The 26,317-nt window shown below is 64.2% G+C and carries 24 protein-coding genes; 4 read left to right on the top strand and 20 right to left on the bottom strand.

Annotated features, from left to right (window positions below; all coding sequences use genetic code 11):
* Window positions 1-45 precede the first annotated feature (45 nt).
* Entirely contained in the window at window positions 46-1,008 is a 963-nt protein-coding gene (locus HUN39_RS01610; RefSeq protein WP_175092820.1) for a class I SAM-dependent methyltransferase, read from the bottom strand.
* A gap of 111 nt (window positions 1,009-1,119) precedes the next feature.
* The gene (locus HUN39_RS01605; protein ID WP_332310700.1) at window positions 1,120-1,803 is read right to left on the bottom strand and encodes an extensin-like domain-containing protein; all 684 of its coding nucleotides are present in this window, start codon (window positions 1,801-1,803) and stop codon (window positions 1,120-1,122) included.
* 140 nt (window positions 1,804-1,943) lie between these two features.
* Between HUN39_RS01605 and HUN39_RS01600 the strand changes: the two genes are divergently transcribed.
* The gene (locus tag HUN39_RS01600) at window positions 1,944-2,297 is read left to right on the top strand and encodes a polyhydroxyalkanoic acid system family protein (RefSeq protein ID WP_175092758.1); all 354 of its coding nucleotides are present in this window, start codon (window positions 1,944-1,946) and stop codon (window positions 2,295-2,297) included.
* Here the strand turns inward: HUN39_RS01600 and HUN39_RS01595 are convergent.
* From HUN39_RS01595 to HUN39_RS01580, 4 genes are read right to left on the bottom strand one after another with little or no spacing between them, the layout of a single operon-like run.
* Window positions 2,272-2,967: a class I SAM-dependent methyltransferase gene (locus HUN39_RS01595; protein WP_175092757.1), complete on the bottom strand. Its 696-nt coding sequence runs from the start codon at window positions 2,965-2,967 to the stop codon at window positions 2,272-2,274. The two genes, HUN39_RS01600 and HUN39_RS01595, sit on opposite strands and share 26 nt — an antisense overlap.
* A gap of 41 nt (window positions 2,968-3,008) precedes the next feature.
* Entirely contained in the window at window positions 3,009-3,932 is a 924-nt protein-coding gene (locus HUN39_RS01590) for a prephenate/arogenate dehydrogenase family protein (RefSeq protein ID WP_175092756.1), read from the bottom strand.
* Window positions 3,925-5,055 (bottom strand): histidinol-phosphate transaminase, encoded by a 1,131-nt coding sequence (hisC, locus tag HUN39_RS01585; protein ID WP_175092755.1) that lies wholly within the window; start codon window positions 5,053-5,055, stop codon window positions 3,925-3,927. Before hisC ends, HUN39_RS01590 begins: the two co-directional genes overlap by 8 nt.
* 2 nt (window positions 5,056-5,057) lie before the next feature.
* Window positions 5,058-5,936, bottom strand: coding sequence for a chorismate mutase (locus HUN39_RS01580; RefSeq protein ID WP_175092754.1), 879 nt, complete (start codon window positions 5,934-5,936; stop codon window positions 5,058-5,060).
* A gap of 114 nt (window positions 5,937-6,050) precedes the next feature.
* Here HUN39_RS01580 and HUN39_RS01575 point away from each other — a divergent pair, with 114 nt between their 5' ends.
* The gene (locus HUN39_RS01575; RefSeq protein ID WP_269750290.1) at window positions 6,051-6,347 is read left to right on the top strand and encodes a CopG family ribbon-helix-helix protein; all 297 of its coding nucleotides are present in this window, start codon (window positions 6,051-6,053) and stop codon (window positions 6,345-6,347) included.
* Window positions 6,344-6,631 (top strand): type II toxin-antitoxin system RelE/ParE family toxin, encoded by a 288-nt coding sequence (locus HUN39_RS01570; protein ID WP_175092752.1) that lies wholly within the window; start codon window positions 6,344-6,346, stop codon window positions 6,629-6,631. The genes HUN39_RS01575 and HUN39_RS01570 overlap by 4 nt, the downstream gene beginning before the upstream one ends.
* Before the next feature lie 292 nt (window positions 6,632-6,923).
* On the opposite strand, the gene HUN39_RS01565 is transcribed toward HUN39_RS01570, so the two are convergent.
* From HUN39_RS01565 to recN, 3 genes are all read right to left on the bottom strand, one after another.
* Complete coding sequence (locus HUN39_RS01565) at window positions 6,924-8,864, bottom strand: patatin-like phospholipase family protein (protein ID WP_175092751.1); 1,941 nt, start codon at window positions 8,862-8,864, stop codon at window positions 6,924-6,926.
* Complete coding sequence (locus HUN39_RS01560; protein ID WP_175092750.1) at window positions 8,861-9,724, bottom strand: hypothetical protein; 864 nt, start codon at window positions 9,722-9,724, stop codon at window positions 8,861-8,863. Before HUN39_RS01560 ends, HUN39_RS01565 begins: the two co-directional genes overlap by 4 nt.
* A gap of 258 nt (window positions 9,725-9,982) precedes the next feature.
* A complete protein-coding gene (recN, locus tag HUN39_RS01555) occupies window positions 9,983-11,662 on the bottom strand; it encodes a DNA repair protein RecN (protein ID WP_175092749.1) in 1,680 nt (559 codons plus the stop codon).
* A 113-nt stretch (window positions 11,663-11,775) separates the two neighbouring features.
* Between recN and HUN39_RS01550 the strand changes: the two genes are divergently transcribed.
* Window positions 11,776-12,711 (top strand): alpha/beta hydrolase, encoded by a 936-nt coding sequence (locus HUN39_RS01550; protein ID WP_175092748.1) that lies wholly within the window; start codon window positions 11,776-11,778, stop codon window positions 12,709-12,711.
* On the opposite strand, the gene HUN39_RS01545 is transcribed toward HUN39_RS01550, so the two are convergent.
* The 11 genes from HUN39_RS01545 to murD form a co-directional block, all read right to left on the bottom strand.
* Window positions 12,655-13,554, bottom strand: coding sequence for an outer membrane protein assembly factor BamD (locus HUN39_RS01545; protein WP_175092747.1), 900 nt, complete (start codon window positions 13,552-13,554; stop codon window positions 12,655-12,657). The two genes, HUN39_RS01550 and HUN39_RS01545, sit on opposite strands and share 57 nt — an antisense overlap.
* Before the next feature lie 168 nt (window positions 13,555-13,722).
* On the bottom strand, window positions 13,723-14,649 hold the full coding sequence (gene lpxC / locus HUN39_RS01540) for a UDP-3-O-acyl-N-acetylglucosamine deacetylase (protein WP_175092746.1): 927 nt from the start codon (window positions 14,647-14,649) through the stop codon (window positions 13,723-13,725).
* 176 nt (window positions 14,650-14,825) lie between these two features.
* Window positions 14,826-16,463, bottom strand: a complete 1,638-nt coding sequence (gene ftsZ, locus HUN39_RS01535; protein ID WP_175092745.1) for a cell division protein FtsZ — start codon at window positions 16,461-16,463, stop codon at window positions 14,826-14,828.
* 147 nt (window positions 16,464-16,610) lie between these two features.
* On the bottom strand, window positions 16,611-17,921 hold the full coding sequence (gene ftsA, locus HUN39_RS01530) for a cell division protein FtsA (protein WP_175092744.1): 1,311 nt from the start codon (window positions 17,919-17,921) through the stop codon (window positions 16,611-16,613).
* Between the two features lie 4 nt (window positions 17,922-17,925).
* On the bottom strand, window positions 17,926-18,726 hold the full coding sequence (locus tag HUN39_RS01525; RefSeq protein WP_232365840.1) for a cell division protein FtsQ/DivIB: 801 nt from the start codon (window positions 18,724-18,726) through the stop codon (window positions 17,926-17,928).
* Window positions 18,727-18,908: 182 nt separating this feature from the next.
* A complete protein-coding gene (locus tag HUN39_RS01520) occupies window positions 18,909-19,832 on the bottom strand; it encodes a D-alanine--D-alanine ligase (RefSeq protein ID WP_175092742.1) in 924 nt (307 codons plus the stop codon).
* Window positions 19,833-20,139: 307 nt separating this feature from the next.
* Window positions 20,140-21,060: a UDP-N-acetylmuramate dehydrogenase gene (gene murB, locus HUN39_RS01515; RefSeq protein WP_175092741.1), complete on the bottom strand. Its 921-nt coding sequence runs from the start codon at window positions 21,058-21,060 to the stop codon at window positions 20,140-20,142.
* Window positions 21,061-21,205: 145 nt separating this feature from the next.
* Window positions 21,206-22,612, bottom strand: a complete 1,407-nt coding sequence (murC, locus tag HUN39_RS01510; protein ID WP_175092740.1) for a UDP-N-acetylmuramate--L-alanine ligase — start codon at window positions 22,610-22,612, stop codon at window positions 21,206-21,208.
* 2 nt (window positions 22,613-22,614) lie between these two features.
* A complete protein-coding gene (gene murG, locus HUN39_RS01505) occupies window positions 22,615-23,724 on the bottom strand; it encodes an undecaprenyldiphospho-muramoylpentapeptide beta-N-acetylglucosaminyltransferase (protein ID WP_175092739.1) in 1,110 nt (369 codons plus the stop codon).
* Window positions 23,725-23,737: 13 nt separating this feature from the next.
* Window positions 23,738-24,892 (bottom strand): FtsW/RodA/SpoVE family cell cycle protein, encoded by a 1,155-nt coding sequence (locus HUN39_RS01500; RefSeq protein ID WP_175092738.1) that lies wholly within the window; start codon window positions 24,890-24,892, stop codon window positions 23,738-23,740.
* Entirely contained in the window at window positions 24,889-26,316 is a 1,428-nt protein-coding gene (gene murD, locus HUN39_RS01495) for a UDP-N-acetylmuramoyl-L-alanine--D-glutamate ligase (protein ID WP_175092737.1), read from the bottom strand. The genes HUN39_RS01500 and murD overlap by 4 nt, the downstream gene beginning before the upstream one ends.
* Window position 26,317: the final 1 nt, after the last annotated feature.

Below are 26,317 nucleotides of genomic sequence, written 5' to 3'. Positions count from 1 at the left end.
CTGACCACGCTCACTTCGCCGAGCGCGCCCTAGGCGATTGCGCGCTCAAGGCTCGAGCGTGACGAGCTTGCCTTCTTCGGTCTCGACATGGACATAGCGCGGTCCGAACGACCGATAGCGGCCGCTCGCGATCGTGACGAAGTCGCAGAGCGGCAGTTGCGCCGTTTCCTCGGCGGGACGGGAAATGTAGAGGTCGGCGTGGTAGAGGCCCTCCGCCTCCAGGCCATGCGTGTCTTTTCCGAGGGCCGCGAGAGTCTGCAACGTGTGCTCGAATTCATCGCCGTTTCGGAAGCGCCGCTGGATGAAGGTGGCGCCGTCCAAGTGCTCCGTGACGTAGCCAAAGTCGCCGAGCGTCTGCGCAACGCCATCGAAGGGAAACATGCGCAGCACGAAGGAGATCACCCATGGCCGCCGCTTCATCTGCGCCAGCAGCCTGCGGAAAGTCGCTTCGCCCAGGTAACCGATGCAGCCCGTCGAGAGGATGACGTCCGCGCGGGAGACGATGCGCGCAGCGTCCGACGTCAACTCATTCTCCTCGAGATCGGCGATGACGCCGTCCGCGATCAGACCAACGCTTTTTGCGTAAAGAATCGCAGGCTCCGAGACGTCGAGGCCGATAAAGCTCGCCAGGCCGCGATCCGGCCAGGCCGCGAAATAATTGGCGTCGAGCCGCAACAAATCATCGGAGGATAGTTCCACCAGTTCGCGCCGTGCATATCGACGCCTCAGCGTATCGAAACTGAGCGGAAAACGGTGCACTGCGGCATTGATGCCGTACGAACAACCGACGTCGAGGACGACTGGCTTATTTCCGCCGGAAGCCTTTGCCGCAAGCACCTGCCGGATGACGGGCTCAGCGACGTCGGGAATCATGTAATCCAAACCACCCAGGACAGAATAGTACGACCTTGGGTCATCCATTACATAGATTTCGTCGAAATTCGCCTTGGCTGTGTTGATCTCGCCATAGTCATCGATCACGATTCCAAGCCTCCCTGTGTTGTCCATCCGAAGCGACAACGCTGCATCGCTGCGGCGTGCCACGCCGGCGCGTCGCGTTCACCATGAAAGATGAACGGCACCTTAACGTTTCAGCGCAGGGAATTCTATTTTTTTCGACTATTGGCAGATTCGATAGCCGCCATTCGATCCATGGCGCTCGATGTCGAAATGAAGATGGCTTGCGTGATAGGGATCTGATCCAGGGCCCAGGATCGTGGTGAACCAGCCGCACGCCGCCGTTCGTAGCCCTCTGACGTAAGCGGTCGATTGAGCGTCCGGCTGAGCGTCGACGGCGATCTTTCGACCGTCCGAGAAAACAAATGCGCCGACATCAAGAGCGAGCCCTTTGGCGTGCGCGCTCAGCTTGGCCCCGTTATCATGATTGCGGCCGCGGCATTCGTATCCCGAACCTGTGTCGATCGCGACGAGCGAGGCGACCATCGTCCCGGCGCCGAGCGGCGCCAGCAAATTTTTCACGTAATCGGAAAACTGCAGCGCGAAGCCGCAAGCCAGCAGCGGCTTTGCGATGAGCGCAATGCGCCGTATGCCGGCCGTCACCGAAACGAGACGCACGGGCGCCTCGATCGCGCAACCGTCAAGCGCGCCGGCAGGCGCTTCGGCGGGTTCGAAAGCGACGCCAGCCGCGCGCAGATTCGCCATGCAATCCTCGGCGGACTGGGTCTCCCCTTGCGGCGGCTTGTCGCCTGCCGCGGGCTTTGCCCCGGGCAAGGGCACGGCTTGAAACTCCGGACGTCGTGGAGGCGACGGCGCGTCGAGCGCCCCAGCGGAAGTTGCGACCACGCTTAACGCCAGAGCGAGCGCAACCTCGACTGTACATCGTACAAGCTCGCGAGAGATCCCGGTTCTCGTCATCGCCTTTAGCCGCGCCATTCTTCTAATCCCTCAGAGGGCGCCTACATTGTGGCAAGTGGAGGAAGCCTATGTCGAACGCCATCACCGTCACAGTGCCGCATGATCTCGGCGTCGAAGCGGCGAAAGCCCGAGTCTCCGAACAGCTGACAAAGATGCAGCGCGAATATGTGGACAAGGTCGCGCATTCCGAAGTCACTTGGGCGGGGGACGTGGCGACGGTTCACGTGAGGGCGCTCGGCCAGGCGGCATCGGCGCAGATCACGGTGCTAAAAGATTTGCTGCGCATTGACGTTCAGCTGCCCTGGCTGCTCGCGGCGCTGTCCGGCGCCGTGCAGCAGGTCATCTCGCGCAACGCCGGCGATGCCTTGCGAATCGGCAACGCGTCAAAAAACGATCCTAACGGCGGGCGTAAAACACCGTAAAGCGGTGGCGCTTCCAGCCAATGTCCGCATAGCGGAACCCCGCGTCTTCGAGCCAGGCGATCTGATCTGCGAAGGTCGCGCTGCGATCGAGTTCTGTGCGCTTTCTCGCCGCCGCGAAATCATCGGCGGCGATTCCCGAAGCTCGGACATCCGCTTCCCAACGGCGCTGATAGGCGTCCTCGATTTCACTGGTCGCGCCGAGCGACTGGTCGGCGTTGATGAAAACGCCGCCGGGTCGCAGCGCATCATGAATCCGCCGGAAGAGGCGGCGCTTCGCCTCGTGATCGAGATGGTGGATCGAGAGCGCCGAGACGACGGCGTCGAGCGGCCCAGGGAGCGACGTGGTTGCATAGTCCGCGAGCGACAGGCGCAGGCGCGCGCCGTAAATCGCAAGCCGTTCGCGCGCCGCATCGAGCATCTTCGGCGCGAGATCGACGCCTTCGACCTGCGCGCCGCGAAACCGCTTGAGAATCATTTCCGACAAAAGACCCGTGCCGACGCCAAGGTCGACGCATCGAAATTCTCCCTCGCCCACGACCTCTTCGAGAAGATCGAGCGCGGTTCCATAGAAGGCGTCGAAATGCGGAATGAGTTTGCGTCGCAGCGCGTCATAGCCGGGAACGGCGTTTTCGAAAGCGGCGCGCAGCGCGTCGAAATTCGCTTCGGTCATATGTGATTCCCGTGAAGACAGCGGCCGTGGAGAGACGGTCTTCACCGCCCTTCGGCTCGCCTTCCGAAGTCAGGCGCGGCCGTGTCCTGGCCCTGCTCGACGATCGAGCGGCGGATGTCGCGGGTGCGCGAGAAGAATTCCAGCAGTCCTTCCCCGTCGCCCCGCCTGATCATCCGCTGTAGCACGCTGAGATCTTCGTTGAAGCGTCCGAGCATCTGCAGAACGGCGTCCTTGTTGGCGAGGAAGATGTCTCGCCACATGATGGGATCCGACGCGGCGATGCGCGTGAAATCGCGAAAGCCGGACGCCGAGAATTTGATGACCTCGGAACGCGTCTCGTCGCCGAAATCATCCGCCGTTCCGACGATATTATAGGCGATCAGATGCGGCAGGTGGCTCGTCAGCGCGAGCACGGCGTCATGATGCGCGACGCTCATCGTCTCGACGTTGGCCCCCAAACGCATCCAGAATGTCGTCAGCTTTTCCACGGCTGCGGCGTCGGCGTTGTCGGGCGGCGTGAGAATGCACCAACGGTTTTGAAACAGCGTGGCGAATCCTGCGTCCGGCCCGGAGAACTCCGTGCCGGCGATCGGATGGGCGGGAATGAAGCGCGCCGGTTCGGCAAGATGCGGCGTCATCTGCGCGACGACGGCGCCTTTCACCGAGCCGACGTCGGAAAGAACCGCGCCCTTTTCCAGATGCGGCGCGAGGCATTGCGCAACGTCGCCGCAAGCGCCGACAGGCGTGCACACAATGACGAGATCGGCTCCACGAACCGCCTGCGCAAAATCTTGTGTCGCAACGTCGGCGAGACCGAGTTCGCCGGCGCGGCCGACGACCTCTTGCGATGAATCCATCACCGCGATGCGCCGGGCTGCGCCGAATTGGCGCGCCGCACGCGCGATCGATGAGCCGATGAGTCCGACGCCGATCAGCGCCAGGCGTTCACACGCAGGATCAGCCATGAACGTCTGCTTGCGCGTTTTGCAGCGCCCGGGCGCTCTGCATGAATTCAGCAAGCGCTTCGACGACGCGTTCATTCGCCTCCTGCGCGCCGACGGTAAGCCGCAGGAATTCCCCCATGCCATAGGCGCCGATGGCGCGCAGCACCAGACCGCGCGACATGAGGAAGCGGTCGGCGTCGACGGCCGTCAATCCCGGCGCGTCCGGAAAACGTATGGCGACGAAATTGGCGACGCTCGGCAGAACGTCGAGACCGAGCGCGGAAATTTCTCGCGAGAGCCACGGCAGCCAGCGGTCATTATGCGCGATCGCCGCGTCGAGATGCGCGCGATCCGACAGCGCGGCGATCGCCGCTGCTGAACCCGCGCTCGAGACATTGAAGGGCGAGCGGATTCGGTTCAGCGCGTCGATCACATGCGCGGGTCCATAGGCCCAGCCAACGCGCAGGCCCGCAAGGCCGTAAATTTTCGAGAAGGTGCGGGTCATCACGACATTTTCATGCGCGTCGACCAGCGCGACGCCCGCCTCGTAATCCTCGCGCAGGACATATTCGGCATAGGCGGAATCGAGCACGAGCAGCACATGCGCGGGAAGCGAACGCGCCAGCCGCGAGACTTCGCTCGCGCGCAAAAACGTTCCCGTCGGATTATTTGGATTGGCGAGAAATACGATCTTTGTTCTCTCGCTCACACAGGCAAGAAGCGCGTCAACCTCCGCCGTGTAGTTCGTCTCGGGAGCGACAACCGGCGTTCCCCCCGCAGCCAGAGTGACGATCTTGTATTCAAGGAACCCGTGCTGGCTGTAAACGCCCTCGTCGCCTGGCCCGATGTAGGCGAGCGCAAGCAGCTCCAGAAGATTATCCGAGCCGGCGCCGGCGATGATCCGATCTGGGTTTAGCGCGTAACGCGCGCCGATCGCCTCGCGCAGGGCGCGCGAAGAGCCTTCGGGATAAAGCGCAATCTCGCCGGCCATGCTGCGCAAGGCCTCTACCGCGCGCGGAGATGGCCCCAGCGGCGTCTCATTGGCCGACAATTTGAACACGCGCGCAGCGCCCGGCGCGGCGCTCCTGCCGGGCACATAAGCGTCGATCGCGAGAACGGTTGAACGGGGGGTGGGCTTCGTCATGATCAATCGCCTGGCGCGAAGACGCCGCTGCGCGCGTCGTTAAGCTGGAAGCGCATCGCATGGCTGCCGATCACGTCGACGCGCGCGCCCTCCACCCCCGCTTCGGCCAAGGCTTTGGCGAAGGACTGCGCGTCAGCGTCGCCGGCGGCCGCGACAAGCAGCGCCAGCCCTTCCGGATGCGGGGCGCTCGCGAGGATTTCACCTTTGAGCGTCTGGAAAGCGGCGGGCAGCGCGTGAGTCCAGCGCGCGAGGCCGACGGCATAAAGCGTCACGCCCTGCGCCATTGCGTCGGCCGGAAGCCGCGCGACGACGAACATCGGCAGACCCGCAGGATGATTGGGCCGCTCGACGAAAGGCAGGCGCGCGATGATCTTGGGAGCGCCTTCGCCGACGAGGCGCATCCACCAGGCGCCATCCGACAGCCCGCCCGTCGCGCGCAGTATCCCCAGATCGCCGGTCGACGCGGCGACCGCGTCGATCACAGCGCCAGCGCCGTGATGCGCGACATAGGGAACGGTGAAGCCGAAGTGGAAGCGCGCCGAATCGCGCATCTGCGCGTCGCCGCCGGAATCATCCGCATGCACCGAATAATTCGCCTGCACATAGGTGAAGGTCGAAACGATGACGCGCCATACGCCCTCGACGGCGTCGAGCGGCAGGAGCCCCTGGTGACGCTCGACCAGCGCACGCATCATCTGCGCCTCGCGATCGGGTCGAAAGGCGCAGCCGACGCCCTGCGCGCGCTTCACGGCGATCAGCCGGTCGATGATCTCGCCGCGCTCCATCAACAGCCGATGCATGTCGCGATCGATCCGGTCGATCTCGTCGCGCAATTCGGCAAGCGTGTCCGCGGCGGGCATGAGCAAAGGCGCATTCTGCATGGCGCACTCTCTTAGGCCAGCGCGGGACAGGAGGCAACGAAAGGCGACGCGCCGTCCTCCCGGATATTGTTGAATGACAATTGTCGCCGACAGGCGGTGTGTTATGTTGTGTACATGCAATCACCGGCTGCAAAGATCAAGCGCACAAAGCGCGAAACATCCGAGACCTTCACCGTGAGGGTCGGTCCCGAGATCAAGAAGCGGCTCGCCAGCCTCGCGGCGAGCACGGGCCGCAGCCGCTCCTTTCTCACGGCCGAGGCGATCGCCGAATATCTCGACGCCAACGAGTGGCAAGTCGCCGGAATTCGCCAAGCCCTGGGCTCTCTCGATCGCGGCGGCGGCGTTGAACATGAAGACGTGCGTCATTGGATCGAGAGCTGGGAAACGCCTGACGAAACGCGTCGACCTTGAAGATCATCTGGTCGCCCGAGGCGATCGACGATCTCGCCGCCCTACGCACAGACATTTCGCGGGACAATCCCGCGGCTGCGCGACGCGTCGCCCTTCACCTTCTCGAAATGGTCGAGACGACTCTTGCCGAGAATCCGCCTATCGGCCGCCCCGGCCGCGTGCCTGGAACGCGCGAATTCATCATCGACAAGACGCCCTACATCGTTCCCTATCGCGTCAAGGACAACGCGCTTCAGATATTGCGCATCTATCATGGCGCACGTCGATGGCCGGAGTCGCTGTGAAGTCAACCCGCGCCTTCCAAAAGGCGGTAGGTTATCAGCGTGAATTTCGGCTCGCGACCCGTAGCAGTCGCCCCGCTGAGCGGATGATGAAGGGCTTGATTTGACCCTTAGCGGGCGTTGAAGACGTCTCGTTCTTGGCAGGCCAACCAGGGGGCAGACGATCGATGTTGGCCCTTAGGTGCCCGGTCTGATCGTGCAAAAGGAAGCAAGGAGCCACATTGCTGCCGGTGCTTAATCCAGTTACGCACAGTTTGGCAGGACCCGGTAGCTCATTGCGGTTCTGACCGACGGCTTATGGGTGCAAGGCACCCTCGATGTTGCGCATCAAGGACGGATTGCGTCCTGGCATGTTCGCCGCAACTTCGATCGTCTCGTGCGAGATCCTGAGATCGACAAAGGGCCTCGGTTCGAGCGGAAATGCTGCCTGGACCTGGTAGACAATTACAGCCTTCAAATGGGTCCGGCCCTGCTGTGAAGCGTAAAAGGCACGCGTGTGGCCCTCGATCAGGACGGGCCCCTGCTGCGTCATCTCCGCGACCGGCGGCGTAATGATGCTCTTAGAACCGTCGGGTAGACGGTAGCGGCACGGCGCGAACAGCTCGATGCCCGTCTTGTCGAATTCCTGGACGAGTCCGGCGACCTGGAGAAGCTTGAATTCCTTCACACGCGTCTGGCTGACGCGTAAACTGGCATCGAGAGGCAGGTCGTAGATCTCGAACCGCGCGTTCTCATAATAACGAACGGTGGAAAGCGCGGTGAACAGCTCCCCGCGCTCCATCGGCTCGATTTTGAACTCCGCAGGTTCTAGCGATGAGCTTGCCGCACCGAATTGCTCGGCGAGACCGACACCCAGGCTATTGATTATCGGCAGATCATCATCGCTGGTGTAGATGCGGACGATCTCGGACCCGTAGTGGAAATCCTCACCGACTGCGCCGCGCTCCGAACTGATCACTGACGTGGCGGCATCGCTTGGATAATCGACCAAGATGCCGGTGAAGGCAATCGGACACTCTTTAACTTCGCAGCCCATTGATTGGAGTAAAGCGCGCCGCTTGGCCTCCTCGGCTCCCTTGCCGGCTGGTGCAGGTCCTGCGGCCATGCGCACTTGCACACCCCGCCGAATCGCGGCGGCAAGGGAGGGAAAGACGAACCACAGCCAATAGGTCGATACGTCCGAAATCCAGATCGTCGAGCGCGCCTCGCCAAAGGCATGGACATAGCCGTGTAGCCGCTCGTCAAATCCTTCGAACCTCTTGGCGGCGCGGTGGCGTCCGACGATCTCCCGCTCCCCAGCGACGAACTTGCGCATTGCAGTCACACCGCTGTCGAACAATGTCTGGCGGAGTTCTGGGGTCATTAGTCCAAAATCGGTCGCAGCGATCTCGCCGGTGTCGATCTCTACCGGGTAGATGCCATCCTGAAGTGATTGCTGGATTTGAGTAGCAGAAGTCACTAATGTACTTGCAACGCCCAGCGCATAGCCCAAGGCGTCCTTAAACTCGGCCGATTGCGACGAAGGCTTCGATTTGAGCCGGAACGCGAGCGTCTTCTCCGCAAAGCGCCCTTGATGCCCCTTGTGCGGAGGAAACACGAAAGTCGGTAAATTGCTGACAGCACCGCCATCGATTAAGACAGACGCAGCAGTAATCACCGGCTGAAAGAACACAGGGATCGCACAAGATGACTGCACGGCGAGCGCCACCGACTCGTCGGGGGTAGTATCGTGGCTCCAAAGTTTGGGCCGCTTCTGGGCGACATCGGCGGCGACTATGTAGAGCGGGAGGGTCAAATCTCTGAAGTGGATCGGCCGCTCGGGTAGATCGCGCCCCTGCTCGGCGAGCACTTCACGCAGGTTCTGCTCAATCCAATCATAGAGCGCACTGCTACTATGCAGGCCGCCTGCTTCAATTGCATCTAGCCACTCGCCGTTCCCAAGGCGCAATGCCCCCGCATAAAAGGGCAATCCGCTCTTCCTGTATGGTGCCTTGTCCGGTTGCGGAGGCTTCACCAGTCCGGCAAAATCGGTCGCGAGCATGCGCTTGCGCACCGAGGGTGCCGAGGCGCCCGCGGCGATCAGTGCTGCAACGACCGAACCAGCCGAACTGCCGGCAACTTCGCTAAAGCGAATGCCAGCGGCGACCGCTTGCGCATAGGCGCCGGCATAGGCAGCCCCTTTCACGCCCCCACCTTCAAACGCCGCCATGCAATTGGAAAAATAGAAACTTTTCAATATCCACCCCCGACAATCGACAAGATCGCTGCAATCGCTTTATCTGCAACTCTCGGTTGATAGCGCCGCAAGCCTTCGATGATTTGCGCCTGATTGCTAGAATTCCTCAGAATTTCTCGCATGAAGGCGATCACAGCTGCATCGAAATCCAAGTTGAGCTTGACGCTGTAAGCAAGGAGCCGCGAGCATTGCATAATCGGAAAAGGCAAATGACTTGCGTTGAACGATATGCATTTGCGCCGGATAGCGTTCAGCATGCCAGCATCAAGGATCGCCGATGCCAATCCCGCTTGCGCTGGGAAGTAGAGCGCCGCGTTGATGTTGAAGTCAGCCGTCTGGAGAAGGCTGCCAAATGAGACCGGCATAGAAAGCTTGCGGATCAGGAAGGTTTCGTGGAGCGGCCAGATATCAAAGGGCACCGGTTCTGCAGCACTTTGCACCCCGCCAAACATGGTCGGACGAATATCAGCTGGGAGCGCTGCTATCAGCGCATCGATACCAATATCGACGACGACAACGTCAACGTCCCGAGGCCCCGGCGTACCGTATGCATGTGCCGCAAGCATATCGCGCAACCATCCGCCAAAAACGCAGTAACGTGCACCCACCGCCTCAAGCGTCGCCAGCAAGTCCGCCAAGCGCTGGCTAGCAGCGAGCACCGATGTGAAGGCGTGATCCGCCCATTCGACCTCAGGCGTTCGCTCCAGCAGCACGGGCGGCGCGTTGGTGCCTGCAACCAGCTGTACTTCGATGCGGCCGATGTCGGGCCTCCACACAGAAGGCTCTATTTCGCGGGGCACGATGCGTCCAAATCTTGGTGCTTGCCGACCAGCACGGCAGCGAATCTGAAAAAAGTACAAGCACAACCCCGGCACCGGGAGCAACCGCGTCTGGAGTCCCTGTCGCGCCGGCTCGCCAAACTCGTCGATTAGCTCGCCCAGTTAGCCCTCAACAGGGTCTAGGAACACTGGCTCGCCCGCCGCGCCCGGAACAGCTGGACGCCAATACCAAACGAATTATAAACAAGCATCCAAAGGAATGGGGACAAGTCTCCGGGGTGTACTCACTTGGCTCTGCGCCCAGCTGATATTTAGCGGAGACCCCTCCCAAAGCCTCCGCTACCCCGCCCCTTCCAGCAGCCGCGCCGCGGCGGCGCGCGCTTCTTCGGTGATGGCGGCGCCGGACAGCATGCGGGCGATTTCCTCACGCCGCTCGCCCTCGGCCAGCACGGCGACGCTGGTCGCGACCCGCTTATCCTTGCCGGTCTTCGCCGGCGCGCCTTTGCTGATGCGCAGATGCTGGCCGGCGCGCGCGGCGACCTGCGGCGCATGGGTGACAGCCAGCACCTGCGCGCGCGCGGCGAGACGCGCCAGCCTCTGACCGATGGCGTCGGCCACGGCGCCCCCGACCCCCGTGTCGATTTCATCAAAAACCAGCGTCGGCGCCGAGCCGCGATCGGCGAGCACGACCTTCAGCGCCAGCATGAAGCGCGCGAGCTCGCCGCCCGACGCGACCTTGGTCAGCGGACCGGGGCGCGAGCCCGGATTGGTCTGCACCCAGAATTCGACGCGATCGATTCCTTCCGGCCCGGCGGACTCCGGGTCGCTCGTCACCTGCGTCGAAAAATGCGCGCCCTCTAACCGCAGCGGCTTCAACTCGGCGTCGACCAGCACATCGAGTTTCTTCGCCGCAGCGCGTCGCGCCGCGGACAAGGCCAAGGCCGTCTCGTCATAGGATTGCTTGGCGTCCGCAAGCGAGCGCCCTAGCGCGACGAGCCGCGCTTCGGACGCATCGAGCGCGGCGATGTCATTGGCGAATTTTTCTTCAAGCTTCGCAAGGTCGGCGACGGCGACCTGATGCTTGCGCGCTGCGCCGCGCAGCGCGAACAGCCGCTCCTCGACCCGCTCCAATTCCGCCGGATCGAATTTCGTTTCCGCAAGCGCCCGCTCAAGCGCTTCCTCGGCGAGCCCCAAGGCGTCGACAGCCTGCGTCAAGGCGCGCGCAGGCGCGTCCAGCAGTTGCGGCGCCTGCGTCAGACGCCGCTCCAACCGCCGCGCCGCCTGAGCGATTTCCCGCGCCGGCGATCCGTCATTTGAAAACGCCGAGAGCGCGTCGGAAATGTCGGCGGCGACCTTTTCGGCGCGTTGCATGAAGAGCCGCCGTTCGGCGAGCGTCTCTTCCTCGCCCTCCTGCGGCGCCAGCGCCGAAAGCTCGGCGTGCGCATGGCGTAGATATTCTGCGTCGGCGCGCGCCTTGGCGATGCGCGCGTCTTCTTCCGCCAATGCGCGGCGCGCCGCCTGCCAGGCGCCATAGCGCGCGCGCACGTCATTCGCCTGCGCGATAAGGCCGCCATGCGCGTCGACGAGCGCGCGATGCGCGTTCGGATCGACGAGCGCGCGTTCGTCGTGCTGACAATGAATCTCCACGAGTTCGCGCCCGATCGCGCGCAGCGCCTGCGCGGTGGCTGGCTGATCGTTCACAAAAGCTCGGGTGCGGCCGTCCGCCGCCTGCACGCGGCGCAACACCAGCTCGTCCTCGCTCGCCAATCCGAATTCGCGCGCCGCGAGATGCGCGGGATGATTCGCCGGCGTATCGAACGCCGCCGTCACCTGGCCCTGTTCGCAGCCGGCGCGAACCAGCGACGCGTCGCCGCGCCCGCCGAGCGCCAGCACGAAGGCGTCAAGCAGGATCGACTTTCCCGCCCCGGTCTCTCCGGTGAGCGTCGTCAGGCCCGGCGCGAATTCCAGGTCGAGCGCGTCGATCAGCACGATGTCGCGAATGGAAAGACGGACCAGCATGAGGCTTTGCTCAAATGCCCTGGGCGCGCAGATGCGCCGGAAGCCGCGCGTCGGCGACGCGCGGACGGCCCTCGATTATAGTCGCCAGCGCCCTTTTCCAAACGGAGTTTTTCGTGGCGGATCTCGACATCGAAGATATTCGCGCGCTGCTGAGCGCAAAACCGCGACCCGTCGGCTGGCCGGCGCGGCGCGCCCGCATCGAGGAAGTCGGCGCCGCTTGGCCGGTCGCGGCGGATATCTCGTTGGAGCGCGCGTCGATCGACGGCATGGCCGGCGAATGGTCTTGCGCGCCAACGAGCGACCCCTCGCGCGCGCTGCTGTTCTTCCATGGCGGCGGCTACTGCTCCGGTTCGATCGTCAGCCACCGCCGCATGGCCACGGAAGCCGGACGCGCCGCGCGCGCCAGGGCGCTCGCCGTCGAATTCAGACTGGCGCCCGAGCATCCGTTTCCAGCGGCCTATGACGATGCGCTCGCGGCCTGGAGATTTCTTCGGGAACAGGGGTTTTCCGCGCGCCAAATCGCGGTCGGCGGCGACAGCGCCGGCGGCGGGCTGACGCTTGCCTTGCTGATGCGGCTGCGCGACCTCAAGGAAGCGCTCCCTGCCTGCACCTGGCTTGTCTCGCCTTGGACCGATCTCACCCTCTCTGGCGAAACGCTGGCGACGAAAGACGACGTCGATCCGCTGCTGCATAAGGCCTATCTCGAGGAACTCGCGCAGGCCTATGTCCCGGCGGGAGTCGATCGCCGTGACCCCCGAGTCTCGCCGCTGTTTGGCGATCTGAGCGGCTTGCCGCCCCTCATGATTCAGGTGGGCTCAAACGAAACGCTGCTCGCCGATTCGACGCGACTCGCCGCTGCGGCCGGCGCCGCCGACGTCTCGGTCACGCTGGAGATCTGGCCGCGCATGATCCATGCGTGGCATTTATGGAATGCAAGGCTTGAGGACGGCCGGCGCGCGCTCACGCATGCCGGCGCATTTATACAGGCGCGATTATTGGAGGACGGCCAGATTCGCGTGGAGCGACTTTCCGATCTTCGAAAGCCATGAATCCGTGTATTCGTGCGGCTCGAGACCGTCAGTCTTCAGCAAGGCGTGAGCGTCCTTATACCACTGCGAATCCGGGTAATTATGTCCCAGGATGGCGGCGGCCGTCTGCGCTTCATTGGTGACGCCCATCGCGAGATAGGCTTCGGTGAGGCGATAGAGCGCCTCTTCGGTATGGCGGGTCATCTGATATTTGCCGAGAACGTCGTGGAAACGGTTGATCGCGGCGGGGTAATTCTTGCGAAGCAGATAGAAGCGCCCGACGTTCATCTCCTTGGCGGCGAGTTGGTCTCGCGTCACCTGGATTTTGTATCTGGCGTCGTTCACATATTCCGACTTCGGAAATTTCTGTATGAGCTGCGTGAAAACCTCCAGCGCCTTCTCCGCCGACTGCTGATCGCGCATGACGTCCGGCACCTGACTATAGAAGGACATGCCCGCGAGATAGTAGACATAGGGCGTGTCGGCGGAGTTCGGATAAAGCCCGATATAACGCATCGCCGACTGCACGGCGTCGTCATATTTGGGGTGCTCGTACTGCGCGAAAGTCGTCATCAGCAGGCCTTTGCGGGCCCAGTCCGATGAGGGATATTGCTTTTCCAATTCGCCAAATTTCTTGGCTGCTCCCTCGTAGTCCTTGGCCTTCAGCCGCGCCAGACCGGCGTTATAGAGATCCTCGGCCGGAATATCGGGCGTGATCTCCGTCTGATATTTCGTCCCGCCGCTGCCAAAGAGACCGAAACCGCTGGTGATCGAGTCCATGAGGTCGGCGCGCGCCGGCGCCGCGCCTATCGACAAGGCTGACGCCAAAGCCAACACTTTGAATGCACGAGCGAAAACCGACATGTGTTGCCCCATTGCGGCGCTGCGCGACGCTCGCGCGGTCCCGGCGCCCTCTATGCTCAATCAGCCAAATCGCCCTCGCAGGACGCCCCTGCCCTGCCCCTAACGGCGCGGCGGCGCACCGATCCCGCCTTTGCGGTCGGCTGAAAGAAGAACCTTCATCTGGCGAGATTATGGCGATAGGCTTCGGCCTGTCGCACTCTTGCCTTCGTTATGCGCGTCGAGTTCGAGCGCCAGGGCGCCCGCGCGCGCCGCAGCTTCGAGCAGCGCGAGATTAAGGCTATGCCCGCCGCGATAGGAGCGGAAGGCGCCTATGATCGGCGCCCCGGCCAGCGCCAGATCGCCGACGACGTCGAGCATCTTGTGACGCACGCATTCGTCGGCGAATCGCTCCCCGTGCGGATTGATCGCGCCGCGCGCGTCAAAGACCAGCGTATTGTCGAGATTGGCGCCAAGCGCCAGACCTTCTCGCCAAAGCCGCTCCGCATCGCGCATGAATCCGAAACTGCGAGCTCCGGCCAATTCGCGCCGAAACGTCTCGGGCGTCAGATCGAGCGCCAAGCGCTGGCGTCCGATCGGACAGGGGAAGGCGATTTCCACATCCAAACGAAGGCCGGCTTCCGCTGGCCGCAGCTCCGCCCAGCCGGCCCCGTCGGATACTCGCGCGGGCTTGACGACGCGCAGCGCGCGCCGCGGCGCGGATAGAGCGACGACGCCGGCTTCGTCGATCGCCGAGACGAAGTCGCGGGCCGAGCCGTCCATCGCTGGAACCTCGTCGCCGTCGAGCACAACCAGCGCATTGTCGACGCGAAGCGCGGCGAGCGCGGCCATCACATGCTCGACCGTCGACACGCTTGCGCCGTCGCCGGCGAGCCGTGTGCGCAATGTCGATGCGTCGACGCGCGACCAATGCGCTTCGATCTCGGCTCCGGCGACGCCGAAAACGATCCCGACGTCAGCGCCGGCCGGCGCGAGCGTCATCCTGGCGGGACGACCGCCATGCACGCCCTGGCCGGTTAATGTGAAGCTTCGTGCGAGTGTCTGCTGAACCGCTGGCGCGGCCGCGCTCCCGGGATGCGCAGCGCGGCGCGCGCGCAACGCAGGTCGGCGTGAATCCGAACGAATGGCGCAACCCTCCCCTAAAGCCCGGACGAACGATAGCAAATCCGGGCGCCGACGCTCCAGTCACGCTTTCTTACAGTTTGTTACAAGACCCGGCGGCCAAAATGAAAAGGCCCGCGCGAGGCGGGCCTTTGCCGATTGTCGAGAATGTTTCAGTGGTTGGCCTGGCGACGCAGGAAGGCCGGGATCTCGAGATGATCCTCCTCGGACGGGCGCGGCTGCAGGGCGCGACGACCGTGCGAATCGAGCGCGGCATGTCCGCCGGGAACAACCGGCGCCGGCGCGGCCGGTCGCTTGCCATATTCGGCGTGCGTCGCCGAAGGCTGGCCTGGGGGAGCCATTTGCGGGCGCGGGGTCGGCGCCGCAGGCGCGCCATGCATCGAATCTTCCTGACGGCTCGCACCGAAGGAGGCGAGCCGCTCGAAAATCGATTTGCGACGAGGATCGCCAGCGCCCATCTGCTGACGCAGCTGTTCCTGGATGGGCTGGGGAAAATCCTCGATCTGAGGCATGCGCGGCGCGCGCGGCTGCTCCGGAGCCGGCGGCACATAGGCGCCGGCCGGCGCTTCGTGGCGCTCGGCTTCGAAGCTCGGCTCGCCATAGGCGAGACGCGGCGGCGCCGGCTCGAGGTAGACGCCATGCGCCGGCGCCTGCTCCGAATAATAGCCAGCTGCGGCCTGCGGCTCTTCGCGAGGACGCAGAACCGGCGCGGCGTCGACAGCCGGCGCGGCCTGCTGGACGCGCGCCTGCTGCAATTGGGCGCGCAGGCGCTCGGCGGCCTCGGCGAGACGCGATTCGCTCGTCGGATCATCGGCCGTGATCGCGGTCAGGTCGATGCCCGTCGCGACAACGGAGACGCGCACCACGCCTTCAAGCGACGAATCGAATGTCGCGCCCAGAATGATGTTGGCGTCCTCGTCGACCTCCTGGCGAATACGACTCGCCGCCTCGTCGACTTCATAGAGGGTCAGATCGTGGCCGCCGGTGATCGAGATCAGCAGGCCACGGGCGCCCTTCATCGACACTTCGTCGAGCAGCGGATTCGCAATCGCGGCTTCCGCGGCAAGATTGGCGCGATTTTCGCCCGTGGCTTCGCCAGTGCCCATCATCGCCTTGCCCATGCCGCGCATGATTGAGCGAACGTCAGCAAAATCGAGATTGATGAGGCCTTCCTTGACCATCAAATCGGTGACCGAGGCGACTCCCGAATAGAGAACCTGGTCAGCCATGGCGAAGGCGTCGGCGAAGGTCGTCTTCTCCGTGGCGATGCGGAAGAGATTCTGATTCGGGATGACGATCAGCGTATCGACGCATTTTTGCAGTTCGGAGATGCCCGATTCGGCGATGCGCAGGCGACGCTGACCTTCGAAATGGAACGGCTTGGTGACGACGCCGACGGTGAGAATGCCCATTTCGCGCGCGATCTGCGCGATCACCGGCGCGGCGCCCGTGCCGGTGCCGCCGCCCATGCCGGCGGTGACGAAGCACATATGCGCGCCGGAGAGATGCTCGCGAATTTCTTCGCGCGCTTCTTCCGCGGCGGCGCGGCCGACTTCTGGCTGAGCGCCGGCGCCCAGTCCTTCCGTCACCTGCAGGCCCATTTGGATGATTCGCTCGGCCTGCGACGACGCGAGCGCCTGGGCGTCCGTATTGGCGACAAGGAAATCGACGCCCGACAGACCAGAGGTGATCATATTGTTGACGGCGTTGCAGCCGCCGCCGCCGACGCCGCAAACCATGATGCGGGGCTTCAATTCCCTGAGTTCGGGAGCTTTAAGGTTGATCGTCATCTGCCAGGCCTCTCACCAATGCGTTCACAACTCGGCGCCCGTTGTCCTTCGCCCTTGGACGCCCGGTCGCCGAACGCGTCGTCCTTGGCAATCATGCTCGGCGCGTCGAAGGGCGCGCCGGGTCGAAAGAATCACTCTCACGCGATACTAGAAGCTTTCTCTTAACCATCTCCCTACGCGCGAGATGTATCCGTCAGTTCCCGTCGCCGCGCGCTCGACCCGGCGCGGCTCGAAATATTCATGCGCGGCGACTTGCGGATAGACGAGCAGCCCGGCGGCGGCCGCGAAGGCGGGGCTCTTCGAGGAATCCGGCAAGCCTTCGATACCGATCGGCCGTCCGACCCGAACCTGTCCGCCGAGAATGCGGCGCGCCGCCTCGGCGACGCCTGTGAGCTGGCTCGCGCCGCCCGTCAGCACGATGCGGCGGCCAGGACCGCTCGGATGGCCGGCCTTCGCCAAGCGGTCGCGCAGGAACTCGAGCGTTTCCTCTATTCGCGGGCGGATGATGCGCACGAGATGCGATTTCGGCGCATGCGCCTTGTGATCGCTCTCGCCGACGTGATCGAAGGAAATGGTTTCGCGCTCGTCGGAGGTCGAAGCGATCGCCGAGCCGTGAAAGGTCTTCAGCCGCTCCGCGTCGGAGAGCCGCGCGTCGAGTCCGCGCGCGATATCCATCGTGACGTGGGCGCCGCCAAGCGTCACGGCGTCCAGGTGAATCATCTCGCCCCGCGCGAAGACGGCCACGGACGTTGATCCAGCCCCCATGTCGACGACCATGACGCCCATCTCGGCCTCGTCGGGTTCGAGCGTGGAGAGCCCGGCGACATAAGGCGTGGCGGCCATGGCTTCGACGCTGAGATGGCTGCGCTCGACGGCGACGAGAAGATTGCGGGCGGCGGCCTGATCGCAGGTCGCGACGTGGAGATCGACCGCGAGTTCTTCGCCGATCATGTCCTTGGGCTCGCGGATGCCGGACACGCCGTCGAGCGAAAAGCCCGTCGGCAGCGAGTGAATGGCGACGCGGCCGCGATGGAGATGATGCGCGGCCGAAGCCTCGAGAACCCGATGAATATCGTGCTCGGCGACTTCGCGGCCGCCAATCACGCGTTTCGCCTGAAAATGCTGCGAAGACAGTCGGCCGCCCGACGCCGTGACGATGACGCGCTCGACCTGCATGCCGGCCATGCGCTCGGCGGCGTCGACGGTCTGCCGGATCGCGGCGTCGGCGGCGTCCATGTCGACCACCAGGCCGTTCTTCACGCCCAGAGAGCGCTGATGGCCAATGCCAACGACGCGAACGCGATGCGTGCGCCAATCGCCGGGCGCGACCGCGCCAAGCGGCGTGAGCCGCGCGATCAGGCAGGCGATCTTGGACGTGCCGACGTCAAGCGCCGCGAACGTCGCCGAGCGACGTGGCGAGAGCGGCTTCAGGCGCGGCGGGACACCAGGGGAAATCATGCAGCTAACCACCACTCTTGGTCGACTTGCGCGGCGCAAGCTGCGCTTCGCGCGCCACAGCGGCCTCTTCCGTCAGCCTTACGCTGACGCGGTCGGGAATGCGCAAGTCGATGAACATGACGTCCTTGTCGAGGATCCGCGCCTCTCGCTGCAGCCGCGCGAGCGTCTCCAGCGCGCTCGCGGGACCGATCTCCGGCAGTTTCACCGTGACGCCGTTCGTCATCTCGAAGTTCCAGCGGCGCCCCGCGACGAGCACGCCCGCCTTGATCCGATGCGCAAGGTCGCCGGCCGTCGTCATCAGCATGAGAAATTCGAGCAGCCGCTTCTGCGCGCCCTCGCCGACGACGAAAGGCAGACCGAGATAGCGCTGGTCGCGCAACTCATCGATCGGCACCCCGTCTTCGGAAATGACGGCCACGCGTCCGTCGCGCTGCCATAAGGCGCTTGGCTGACGCTCCTCGATCGCGACGACCAGGCGATCGGGGTAGAGCTTCATCACCCGCGCGGATTTGACGAGGGGGACCTGCATCAGCCGGTCGCGCACCGCCGTCGCATCGAGAAAGGGCAAGGAGTTTCGCGGCCCGACGCCTGCAGCGTCGAGGAGTTCGCGTTCGGTCAAACGCGATTGACCGGTGATGGTGACGGCGGAAATCGGAAACCCGGCGACGCGCGCCGCTATGTCGTAGAGCTCGCCCTCGCTTGCGACGAGAGCGGCGTAGCCGCCGTTCTCGACGAATCCTGCCGCGCCGATCGCGGCGAAGAGCGCGAGCGTCGCCAGAGCGCCGACGCCGGGACAGCCCAGCAAGGCGAGGCGCGAAAAGAGACGTTCACCGCGGGTTCTTCGCGCCGACGCGCGCGGAGCGACCGCCGCGGGGGCGGCGGGAACGGCTGCCGGCGGGATGGACGCTACAGCGGCCGCCGCCAAGGCGTATGGGGCTTCTCCGGGAACGATGGGGACGAGCGAGTGCCGAGCCGCAAATGACTCTCTCAACGATCGCAGGATGCGTCTTCCACCATCCATCTGACCAACTCGCCGAATGAAAAACCTGCGTATGCCGCCATTTCTGGCACGAGCGAGGTCTCCGTCATTCCCGGCTGCGTGTTCACTTCCAATACGACGAGCTCGCCCGTACCTCCGGGGCGGTCGTCGTATCGGAAGTCCGCGCGGCTTACGCCGCGACAGCCGAGAGCTCGGTGAGCCTCAAGGGCCAAATGTTGGACCTCTTGGTAAATATTCAGTTTAAGATTTGCCGGAAGGACGTGTTTCGAGCCGCCCTTGGCGTATTTGGCGTGATAATCGTACCAGCCGCCGTCGGCCGCGAGAATTTCGATCACGTCGAGAGCCTTGTCGTTCATGACTGCGCATGTGAGTTCGCGCCCGGCGATGAACTGCTCCGCGAGCATCATATCGCCATGAGTCCAATCCTCACGCCATAATTCCTGCGGAGGATGCTCTTGGCCCTCGCTGACGATGAAGACGCCGAAAGAGGAGCCTTCGGAGACGGGCTTGAGGACATAAGGAAGGGGCAGCGCGTGCGCTTTGGCGGCGTCCAGCCTGTGCAGAACGCGCCCTTTTGGCGTCGGAACGCCGGCGGCCGCCATCACCGTCTTCGCGATATCCTTTTTCATCGCCACCGAAGAGGCGAGCACGCCTGAGTGCGTATAGGGGATGCGCAAAAGCTCCAGCGCGCCCTGAATGCAGCCGTCCTCGCCAAACCTGCCATGGAGCGCGTTGAAGGCGACATCGGGTTTGAGCGCCGCAAGAACATTCGCGACGTCATGCCCCGCATCGACGCGGGACACTTGAAATCCCTGCTCTTCGAGGGCTTTCGCGCAGGCCTCGCCCGAGCGCAAGGAAATTTCGCGTTCGGCGGAAAGTCCGCCCATTAGAACGGCGACGTGCTTGGTCATGTGCTCTCGACTTGAAAAATGCCAACTAAAGATCCGAATAGGCGGCTTCGTCGGCTTCCGAAGCCCATTCGGTGAATGTGGCGAAAGGACAGAGCGAGTCGCTTAATGCGCCTGACGCTGGAAAAACTCGATCATTGACCGAAGGACTCTTCTTCGGTCCGTGATCGTCGCCGCTTTTCGAGGTCGGAGCTGTTTCAGCGGCGTCCGAGGATCGGTGGATTCTTTACGGGGCGGCACGACTGAATCTCCTCAAGCGTCCAGGCTAAGATCTCAGAAGCGACGACGCAATCTCATCACGCCATTCATCTCAAGCGACGCCGATGCGCTTGATCTCCCAATGTAGTTCGACGCCGCTCGTCTCGCGCACGCGCCGGCGCACCTCTTCGCCAAGCGCCTCGATGTCGGCGGCGCTCGCACGGCCGCGATTGATGAGAAAATTGCAGTGCATTTCGCTCACCTGCGCATCGCCGACGACGAGTCCGCGACAGCCGGCCGCGTCAATCAACCGCCACGCCTTTTCGCCGTCAGGATTTTTGAAGGTCGAGCCGCCGGTCTTTTCCTTGATCGGCTGCGAGGCCTCCCGCGCCGCGGTGATGCGCTCCATCTCGGCGATGATCGTCGCCGGATCGCCGGGACGGCCCTGGTAAAGCGCCTGCGTGAAGATCACGTCGTCGGGGGCGGAACAATGGCGATAGGCGTAGCCCATGTCGGCGACGCCAAAGACGCGGATGTCGCCGGCGCGGTCGACGCCGCGCGCTTCAATCAGCGCGTCCTTTGTTTCGCCGCCATGCGCGCCGGCGTTCATGCGCAACGCGCCGCCGATCGCGCCGGGAATGCCGCGATAGAAGGCCAATCCGTCAACGCCGGCTTCGGCCGCGGCGCGCGCCGCCTTCACATCCGGCACGGCGGCGCCGACGCGCACCCTGCAACCGTCCTCGACGACGATCTCGCCGAAGCCCTTGGCCGACAGCCGTATGACCACGCCTTCGACGCCGCCGTCGCGCACGATCAGATTGGAGCCAAGGCCGACGACGGTCACGGGAATCTCTCGCGGCAGTCGCGCGAGGAAATAGGCGAGATCGGCTTCGTCGGCCGGCATGAAGAGGATCTGCGCCGGCCCGCCGACGCGAAACCAGGTGTAAGGCGCAAGCGGCTCATTCGCCGCGACGCGCCCGCGCAATTGCGGCATGGCGGCGGCGATTTCGGCGGAAAGGTCGGGGAAGGTCACGAGAGGCCCCCTCCCCAACCCTCCCCCGCTTCGCGGGAGAGGGAGCGGGCCACGCGTTTCATCCAAACCGCGCGAACGCCGCTCGTTAGGGTCCCCTCTCCCGCTTCAGCGGGGGAGGGACAGGGAGGGGGCGAAACCAACGCCATCACCCCTGCCCCGCCGCGAGTTGCTCCGGCAGCGCATAGGCCCATTGCGTGATATTGCCGGCGCCAAGACAGACGACATAATCGCCAGGCGCGACGATCTCGCGAACCATCGCCGCCAGCACTTCGGGAGAGGGCAACCCCATCGCGCGGCGATGGCCGTGCGCCTTGATCGCCGAGACGAGCGCGTCGCGATCGACGCCCGGTATCGGCTGCTCGCCTGCGGAATACACGTCGGCGATGATGACCACATCCGCGTCGTTGAAGCAGGTGGCGAACGCATCAAAAAGCGACTGCAGCCGCGAATAGCGATGCGGCTGCATCAGCGCGACGACCTTGCCCTTGGTGGAGGCGCGCGCCGCGCGCAGCACAGCGGAGATTTCGACGGGATGATGTCCATAGTCGTCGAAAATCTGCACGCCGTTCCATTCGCCCGTCTTGGTGAAGCGCCGCTTCACGCCGCCAAAGCCGGCAAGCGCCTTGCGGATCTGTTCGGGCGACAGGCCGAGCTGATTGGCGACGGCGATCGCCGCCGTCGCATTCAACGCATTGTGATGGCCCGGCATCGGCAGGACGAGATTTTCGAGATAGATCGCCTGCGACGTCTTTCGGTCGCGCAGCAGCACATTGAACTTCGACACGCCGCCCTCGAGATCGACGTCGAGCAGACGCACGTCGGCCTGCGGATTTTCGCCATAGGTGATGACGCGGCGATCCTCGATGCGGCCGACGAGCTCCTGCACGGTCGGATGATCGAGGCACATCACCGCGAAGCCGTAGAAGGGAATATTCTCGACGAAGTTGCGGAAAGCTTCCTTGATCGCGTCGAATGTATGGAAATGGTCGAGATGTTCGGGATCAATATTGGTGACGATGGCGACGTCCGCCGGCAGTTTGAGAAATGTGCCGTCGCTTTCGTCGGCCTCCACCACCATCCAGTCGCCGGCGCCAAGACGCGCATTCGTGCCATAGGCGTTGATGATGCCGCCGTTGATCACGGTCGGATCGAGGCCGCCGGCGTCGAGCAGCGTCGCAACGAGCGAGGTCGTCGTCGTCTTGCCATGCGTGCCGGCGATGGCGACGCATTGCTTGAGGCGCATCAGCTCGGCCAGCATTTCGGCGCGGCGCACCACCGGCAGACGTTTTTCGCGCGCCAAGACAAGTTCGGGATTGTCGCGCTTGATTGCGGTCGAGACGACGACCACGGCGGCGTCGCCGAGATTTTTCGCGTCATGTCCGATGCTGACCGTCGCGCCCTTTTCGACGAGACGCTTGACATTGGCGTTTTCGGCGGCGTCCGACCCCTGCACCTTGTAGCCGAGATTGAGCAGCACTTCGGCGATTCCAGACATGCCGATGCCGCCGATGCCGACGAAATGAATCGGGCCCAACTCTTTCGGCAGTTTCATTCCTAGCTCCGTTTCGTAGCGCCTGTCCGCGCCACGTCGATAATCAGATCGGCGAGACGATCGGCGGCGTCGGCGACGCCGACTCGTCTGGCGGCTTCGGCGCGCGCGGAAAGCTGCGCCGGCGCATTGATGAGGTCACAAAGCCGCCGCGTCAAAAATTCCGGCGTGAAGTCGCTCTGGCGCACGGTTTCCGCGCCGCCCGCCGCTTCCAGAAAAGCGGCGTTCGCCGCCTGATCCTGGTCGAGCGCATGCGGCAGCGGCACCAGCATCGCCGGTCGCCCGATAACCGCAAGCTCCGAGACCGTCGACGCGCCGGCGCGGGTGATAACGAAATGCGCCGCAGCGAGCCGCGCCGGGAAGTCGGCGAAAAAGGGCGCAATCTCGGCGCCGACCCCAGCGCCGGCGTAGATCGCCTCGACGCGCGCGATATCTTCGGGACGCGCCTGTTGCACGACGGCGACTTTCGCCCGCAGCGCGTCGGGGAGCGCCGCGACGGCCGCCGGCACAATGTCCGCCATGACGCGGGCTCCCTGAGAGCCGCCGGCGACGAGCAGCCGGAACATTCCATCGTCGAACGAAGGATAGGGAGTCTTGGCGGCCTCGAGCACATTGGGACGCACTGGATTGCCGGTGACGACGAGCTTGTTTTGCAGGGCCGCCGGCACGGCGAGAGTCGGCAGGCCGGCGGCGATCCTGTCGACGCGGCCGGCGAGGAAGCGATTGGCCTTGCCCATGACGCCGTTCGCTTCGTGCAAAGCGCTCGGCACGCCGAGATAGGACGCCGCAAGCAAGGGCGGGACGGTCGGGTAGCCGCCGAAACCGATCACCGCGGCCGGTTTGACCTGGTGCAGCAGCGCGGCCGCCTGCGCCGTGCCGAGGGCGAGACGCGCGACCGCCTGGGCCTTGGCCAGCAGCGAGCCGCCCCGCGGCGTGCCGGCGGGAATCACATGCATGGCCCGCGCCGGAAAGGCGCCGCCGTAGCGCAGGGCGCGCTCCTCGGTGACGAGCTCCACCGCCAGCTCGCGGGCGGCGAGCGCATGCGCGAGCGCCTCGGCCGGAAAAAGATGGCCGCCGGTGCCACCGGCGGCGAGGAGAATCGGCGAATCGATCATATCGAGGCTTTTATCACGCGGCGGCGGGCGCGCCCGTCGCGGCGAACTCAGACAGCACGCGGGACCGCGGCCGCTTACGCGTGACGGCGAGCAGAAAGCCCATGCCGAGCGACAGCGAAATAAGCGAAGAGCCGCCATAGGAGACGAAAGGGAGCGTCATGCCCTTGGCGGGCATGAGATGCACGTTCACCGCCATATTGATGCAGCTCTGCAGGCCAAACAGCATCACGAGTCCCGCAGTCGCAAATCGGCAGAAGGGATCGCTGTTGCGCGCCGCCGAAAACAACCCCCGCACCACGACGAAGGCGAACACCGCGGCAAGCGCGATGCAGATAAGAACGCCGAACTCCTCGCCGATGACCGCGAAGATGAAATCCGTGTGCGAGTCGGGCAGGATGCGCTTGATGACCCCTTCGCCGGGACCCTTGCCGAACCACGAACCGGCGATGAAGCTCTCAAGCGCCGTCTCCGACTGAAAATTCGCGGGCACGCCTGCGACCGGCGGCGGCGGCTCCAGAAAGGACTCGATGCGCGCATGGACGTGCGGCACGAATTTATAGGCGAGCAGCGCCGAGACGCCGCCAAGCCCGCCCAACCCGACGACCCAGATCCAGTGCAGGCCGGCCATGAAAAACAGCGCCGCCCAGACTATCGAAATGAGCATCGTCTGCCCGAAATCAGGCTGCAGCATCAGCGGCGTGATCGCGATCGGCAGGAGCAGAAGCGCGATCAGATTGCCTGGAACATCCTTGCGACGCGCCCCTTCGGAGAAGGCCCAGGCGACGAGCACGACGAAGGCGGGCTTCAAGAATTCCGAGGGCTGAACGCCGAAGATCCATCGCTTCGCGCCCTTCACTTCCTGACCGTAGAAGATGGTTGCGAAGACGAGCGCGAGAGAGACGATGAAAATCACGAGCGCCAGTCGGCGCACGTGACGCGGCGAAAGAAACGACGTCGCAATCATCAGGACCAGCGCCGGCAGAAGATAGAGCACCTGCCGGTTGACGAAGTGGAAGGTCGCCAGATGCAGCCGCTCCGCGACGGGCGGGCTGCCGGCCATGGAAAAGACGAGACCGGCGACGATCAGCAGGGCGAGGCTCGCGAGCAGCCAGCGATCCACTGTCCACGCCCAGTCGGAGAATAGTGTTCGTTCCGCGCGCGAGATCATGTCAGCTCTCCTTTTCGCGCCGCGATCACGGCGGGAAGCCCTTCGACGAAGCCGCGAAACGCGTCGCCCCGCGCCTCGAAATTGGCGAACTGGTCATAGGAGGCGCAGGCCGGCGACAGCAGCACGACCGGCTCGGGGGCGTCTTCGGCAAGCGCGTCGAGCGCCGCGCGCGTCGTCGCGACGTCGAGCGTTCCGCAATGTTCGAAAGGCAGCGCGCCTTCCAGCGTGCGCGCAAAATCGTCGGCGGCCTCGCCGATCAGATAGGCTTTGCGTATGCGCGAGAAATGCGGACGCAGCGGTTCGACGCCGCCCTCTTTCGATCGGCCGCCGAGAATCCAGTAGATATCGGTAAAACTCACCAAGGCCTTTTCGGCCGCGTCGGCGTTGGTCGCCTTCGAGTCGTTGACGAACAGCGCGCGCTCGATGCGCAGAACTTCCTCCATCCGATGCGGCAGGCCGGGGAAGCTCAACAGGCCGCTCAAGATCTCGTCGTCGTCCAATCCGCATTCCCACGCGGCCCCGGCGGCGAACGCCGCGTTCTGCGCATTATGCGCGCCGCGAAGCGCGCGTGCGCCTTCGAGCGAACCGATCAGCTCGGCTTCCTCGGGCGGATGTCCCTGCTCGCGGAAATAGACGCTTCGATCCTCGACATAAAATCCCCAGTCGAGCGCGCGCTTCCCCGAGACCGGCACGACGCGCCGCTCGGGGGTCTCGGCTTCAACGAGGCGCGCGCCGATCGCGTGGCAATAGGCGTCGTCGACGCCGACCAGAGCCACTTCCGCCGCAGCGACGAGGCGCTCCTTGATGGCGGCGTAATTTTCGATCGCGCCGTGACGATCGATATGGTCCGGCGTGATGTTGATCAACACGCCGATGGTCGGCGCCAGCGAGGGCGCAAGATCGATCTGGAACGACGAGCATTCGATGACGTGAATGCGTTCGTCCGACGGCGGCTCGAGGTCGAAAATCGGCACGCCGATGTTGCCGCCGAGCTGAACGTCGCGGCCGGCTTCGCGCAAAATGTGCGCGATCAGCGCCGTGGTCGTCGATTTGCCGTTTGTGCCGGTGATGGCGATGAAGGGCGATCCCCCGGCGCGCGCCTCGCGTTCGCGGCAGAATAGTTCGACGTCGCCGATAATCTCGACTCCGGCGGCCTTCGCCGCCTGCACGGTCCAATGCGGCTCGGGATGGGTCAGCGGCACGCCGGGAGAAAGGACGAGCGCATCGAAGCCGCTCCAATCCGCCGCCGCGAGATCCTCGAGCGCTACGCCTTGCGCGACCGCCTTGAGTCGGCCAGCCTCGCCGTCATCCCATGCGGCGACCTGCGCGCCGCCAGCGATCAGCGCGCGGGCCGTGGCAAGGCCCGAACCGCCGAGGCCGAAAAGCGCGACGCGCTTGCCCTTGAAGGTCTCGATCGGCGTCATC

Source organism: Methylocystis silviterrae, from assembly GCF_013350005.1.
GTDB lineage: Bacteria > Pseudomonadota > Alphaproteobacteria > Rhizobiales > Beijerinckiaceae > Methylocystis > Methylocystis silviterrae.
Note: the sequence above shows the minus strand (reverse complement) of the source record. Positions and strands in the feature narration are given on the sequence as shown.

Excerpts from the sequence above, each read along its gene's own strand:
- HUN39_RS01610 (WP_175092820.1), bottom strand. The coding sequence starts at position 1,008 with ATGGACAACACAGGGAGGCTTGGAATCGTGATCGATGACTATGGCGAG.
- HUN39_RS01600 (WP_175092758.1), top strand. The coding sequence starts at position 1,944 with ATGTCGAACGCCATCACCGTCACAGTGCCGCATGATCTCGGCGTCGAA.
- HUN39_RS01595 (WP_175092757.1), bottom strand. The coding sequence starts at position 2,967 with ATGACCGAAGCGAATTTCGACGCGCTGCGCGCCGCTTTCGAAAACGCC.
- HUN39_RS01590 (WP_175092756.1), bottom strand. The coding sequence starts at position 3,932 with ATGGCTGATCCTGCGTGTGAACGCCTGGCGCTGATCGGCGTCGGACTC.
- hisC (WP_175092755.1), bottom strand. The coding sequence starts at position 5,055 with ATGACGAAGCCCACCCCCCGTTCAACCGTTCTCGCGATCGACGCTTAT.
- HUN39_RS01580 (WP_175092754.1), bottom strand. The coding sequence starts at position 5,936 with ATGCAGAATGCGCCTTTGCTCATGCCCGCCGCGGACACGCTTGCCGAA.
- HUN39_RS01575 (WP_269750290.1), top strand. The coding sequence starts at position 6,051 with ATGCAATCACCGGCTGCAAAGATCAAGCGCACAAAGCGCGAAACATCC.
- recN (WP_175092749.1), bottom strand. The coding sequence starts at position 11,662 with ATGCTGGTCCGTCTTTCCATTCGCGACATCGTGCTGATCGACGCGCTC.
- HUN39_RS01545 (WP_175092747.1), bottom strand. The coding sequence starts at position 13,554 with ATGTCGGTTTTCGCTCGTGCATTCAAAGTGTTGGCTTTGGCGTCAGCC.
- ftsZ (WP_175092745.1), bottom strand. The coding sequence starts at position 16,463 with ATGACGATCAACCTTAAAGCTCCCGAACTCAGGGAATTGAAGCCCCGC.
- ftsA (WP_175092744.1), bottom strand. The coding sequence starts at position 17,921 with ATGATTTCCCCTGGTGTCCCGCCGCGCCTGAAGCCGCTCTCGCCACGT.
- HUN39_RS01520 (WP_175092742.1), bottom strand. The coding sequence starts at position 19,832 with ATGACCAAGCACGTCGCCGTTCTAATGGGCGGACTTTCCGCCGAACGC.
- murC (WP_175092740.1), bottom strand. The coding sequence starts at position 22,612 with ATGAAACTGCCGAAAGAGTTGGGCCCGATTCATTTCGTCGGCATCGGC.
- murG (WP_175092739.1), bottom strand. The coding sequence starts at position 23,724 with ATGATCGATTCGCCGATTCTCCTCGCCGCCGGTGGCACCGGCGGCCAT.
- HUN39_RS01500 (WP_175092738.1), bottom strand. The coding sequence starts at position 24,892 with ATGATCTCGCGCGCGGAACGAACACTATTCTCCGACTGGGCGTGGACA.
- murD (WP_175092737.1), bottom strand. The coding sequence starts at position 26,316 with ATGACGCCGATCGAGACCTTCAAGGGCAAGCGCGTCGCGCTTTTCGGC.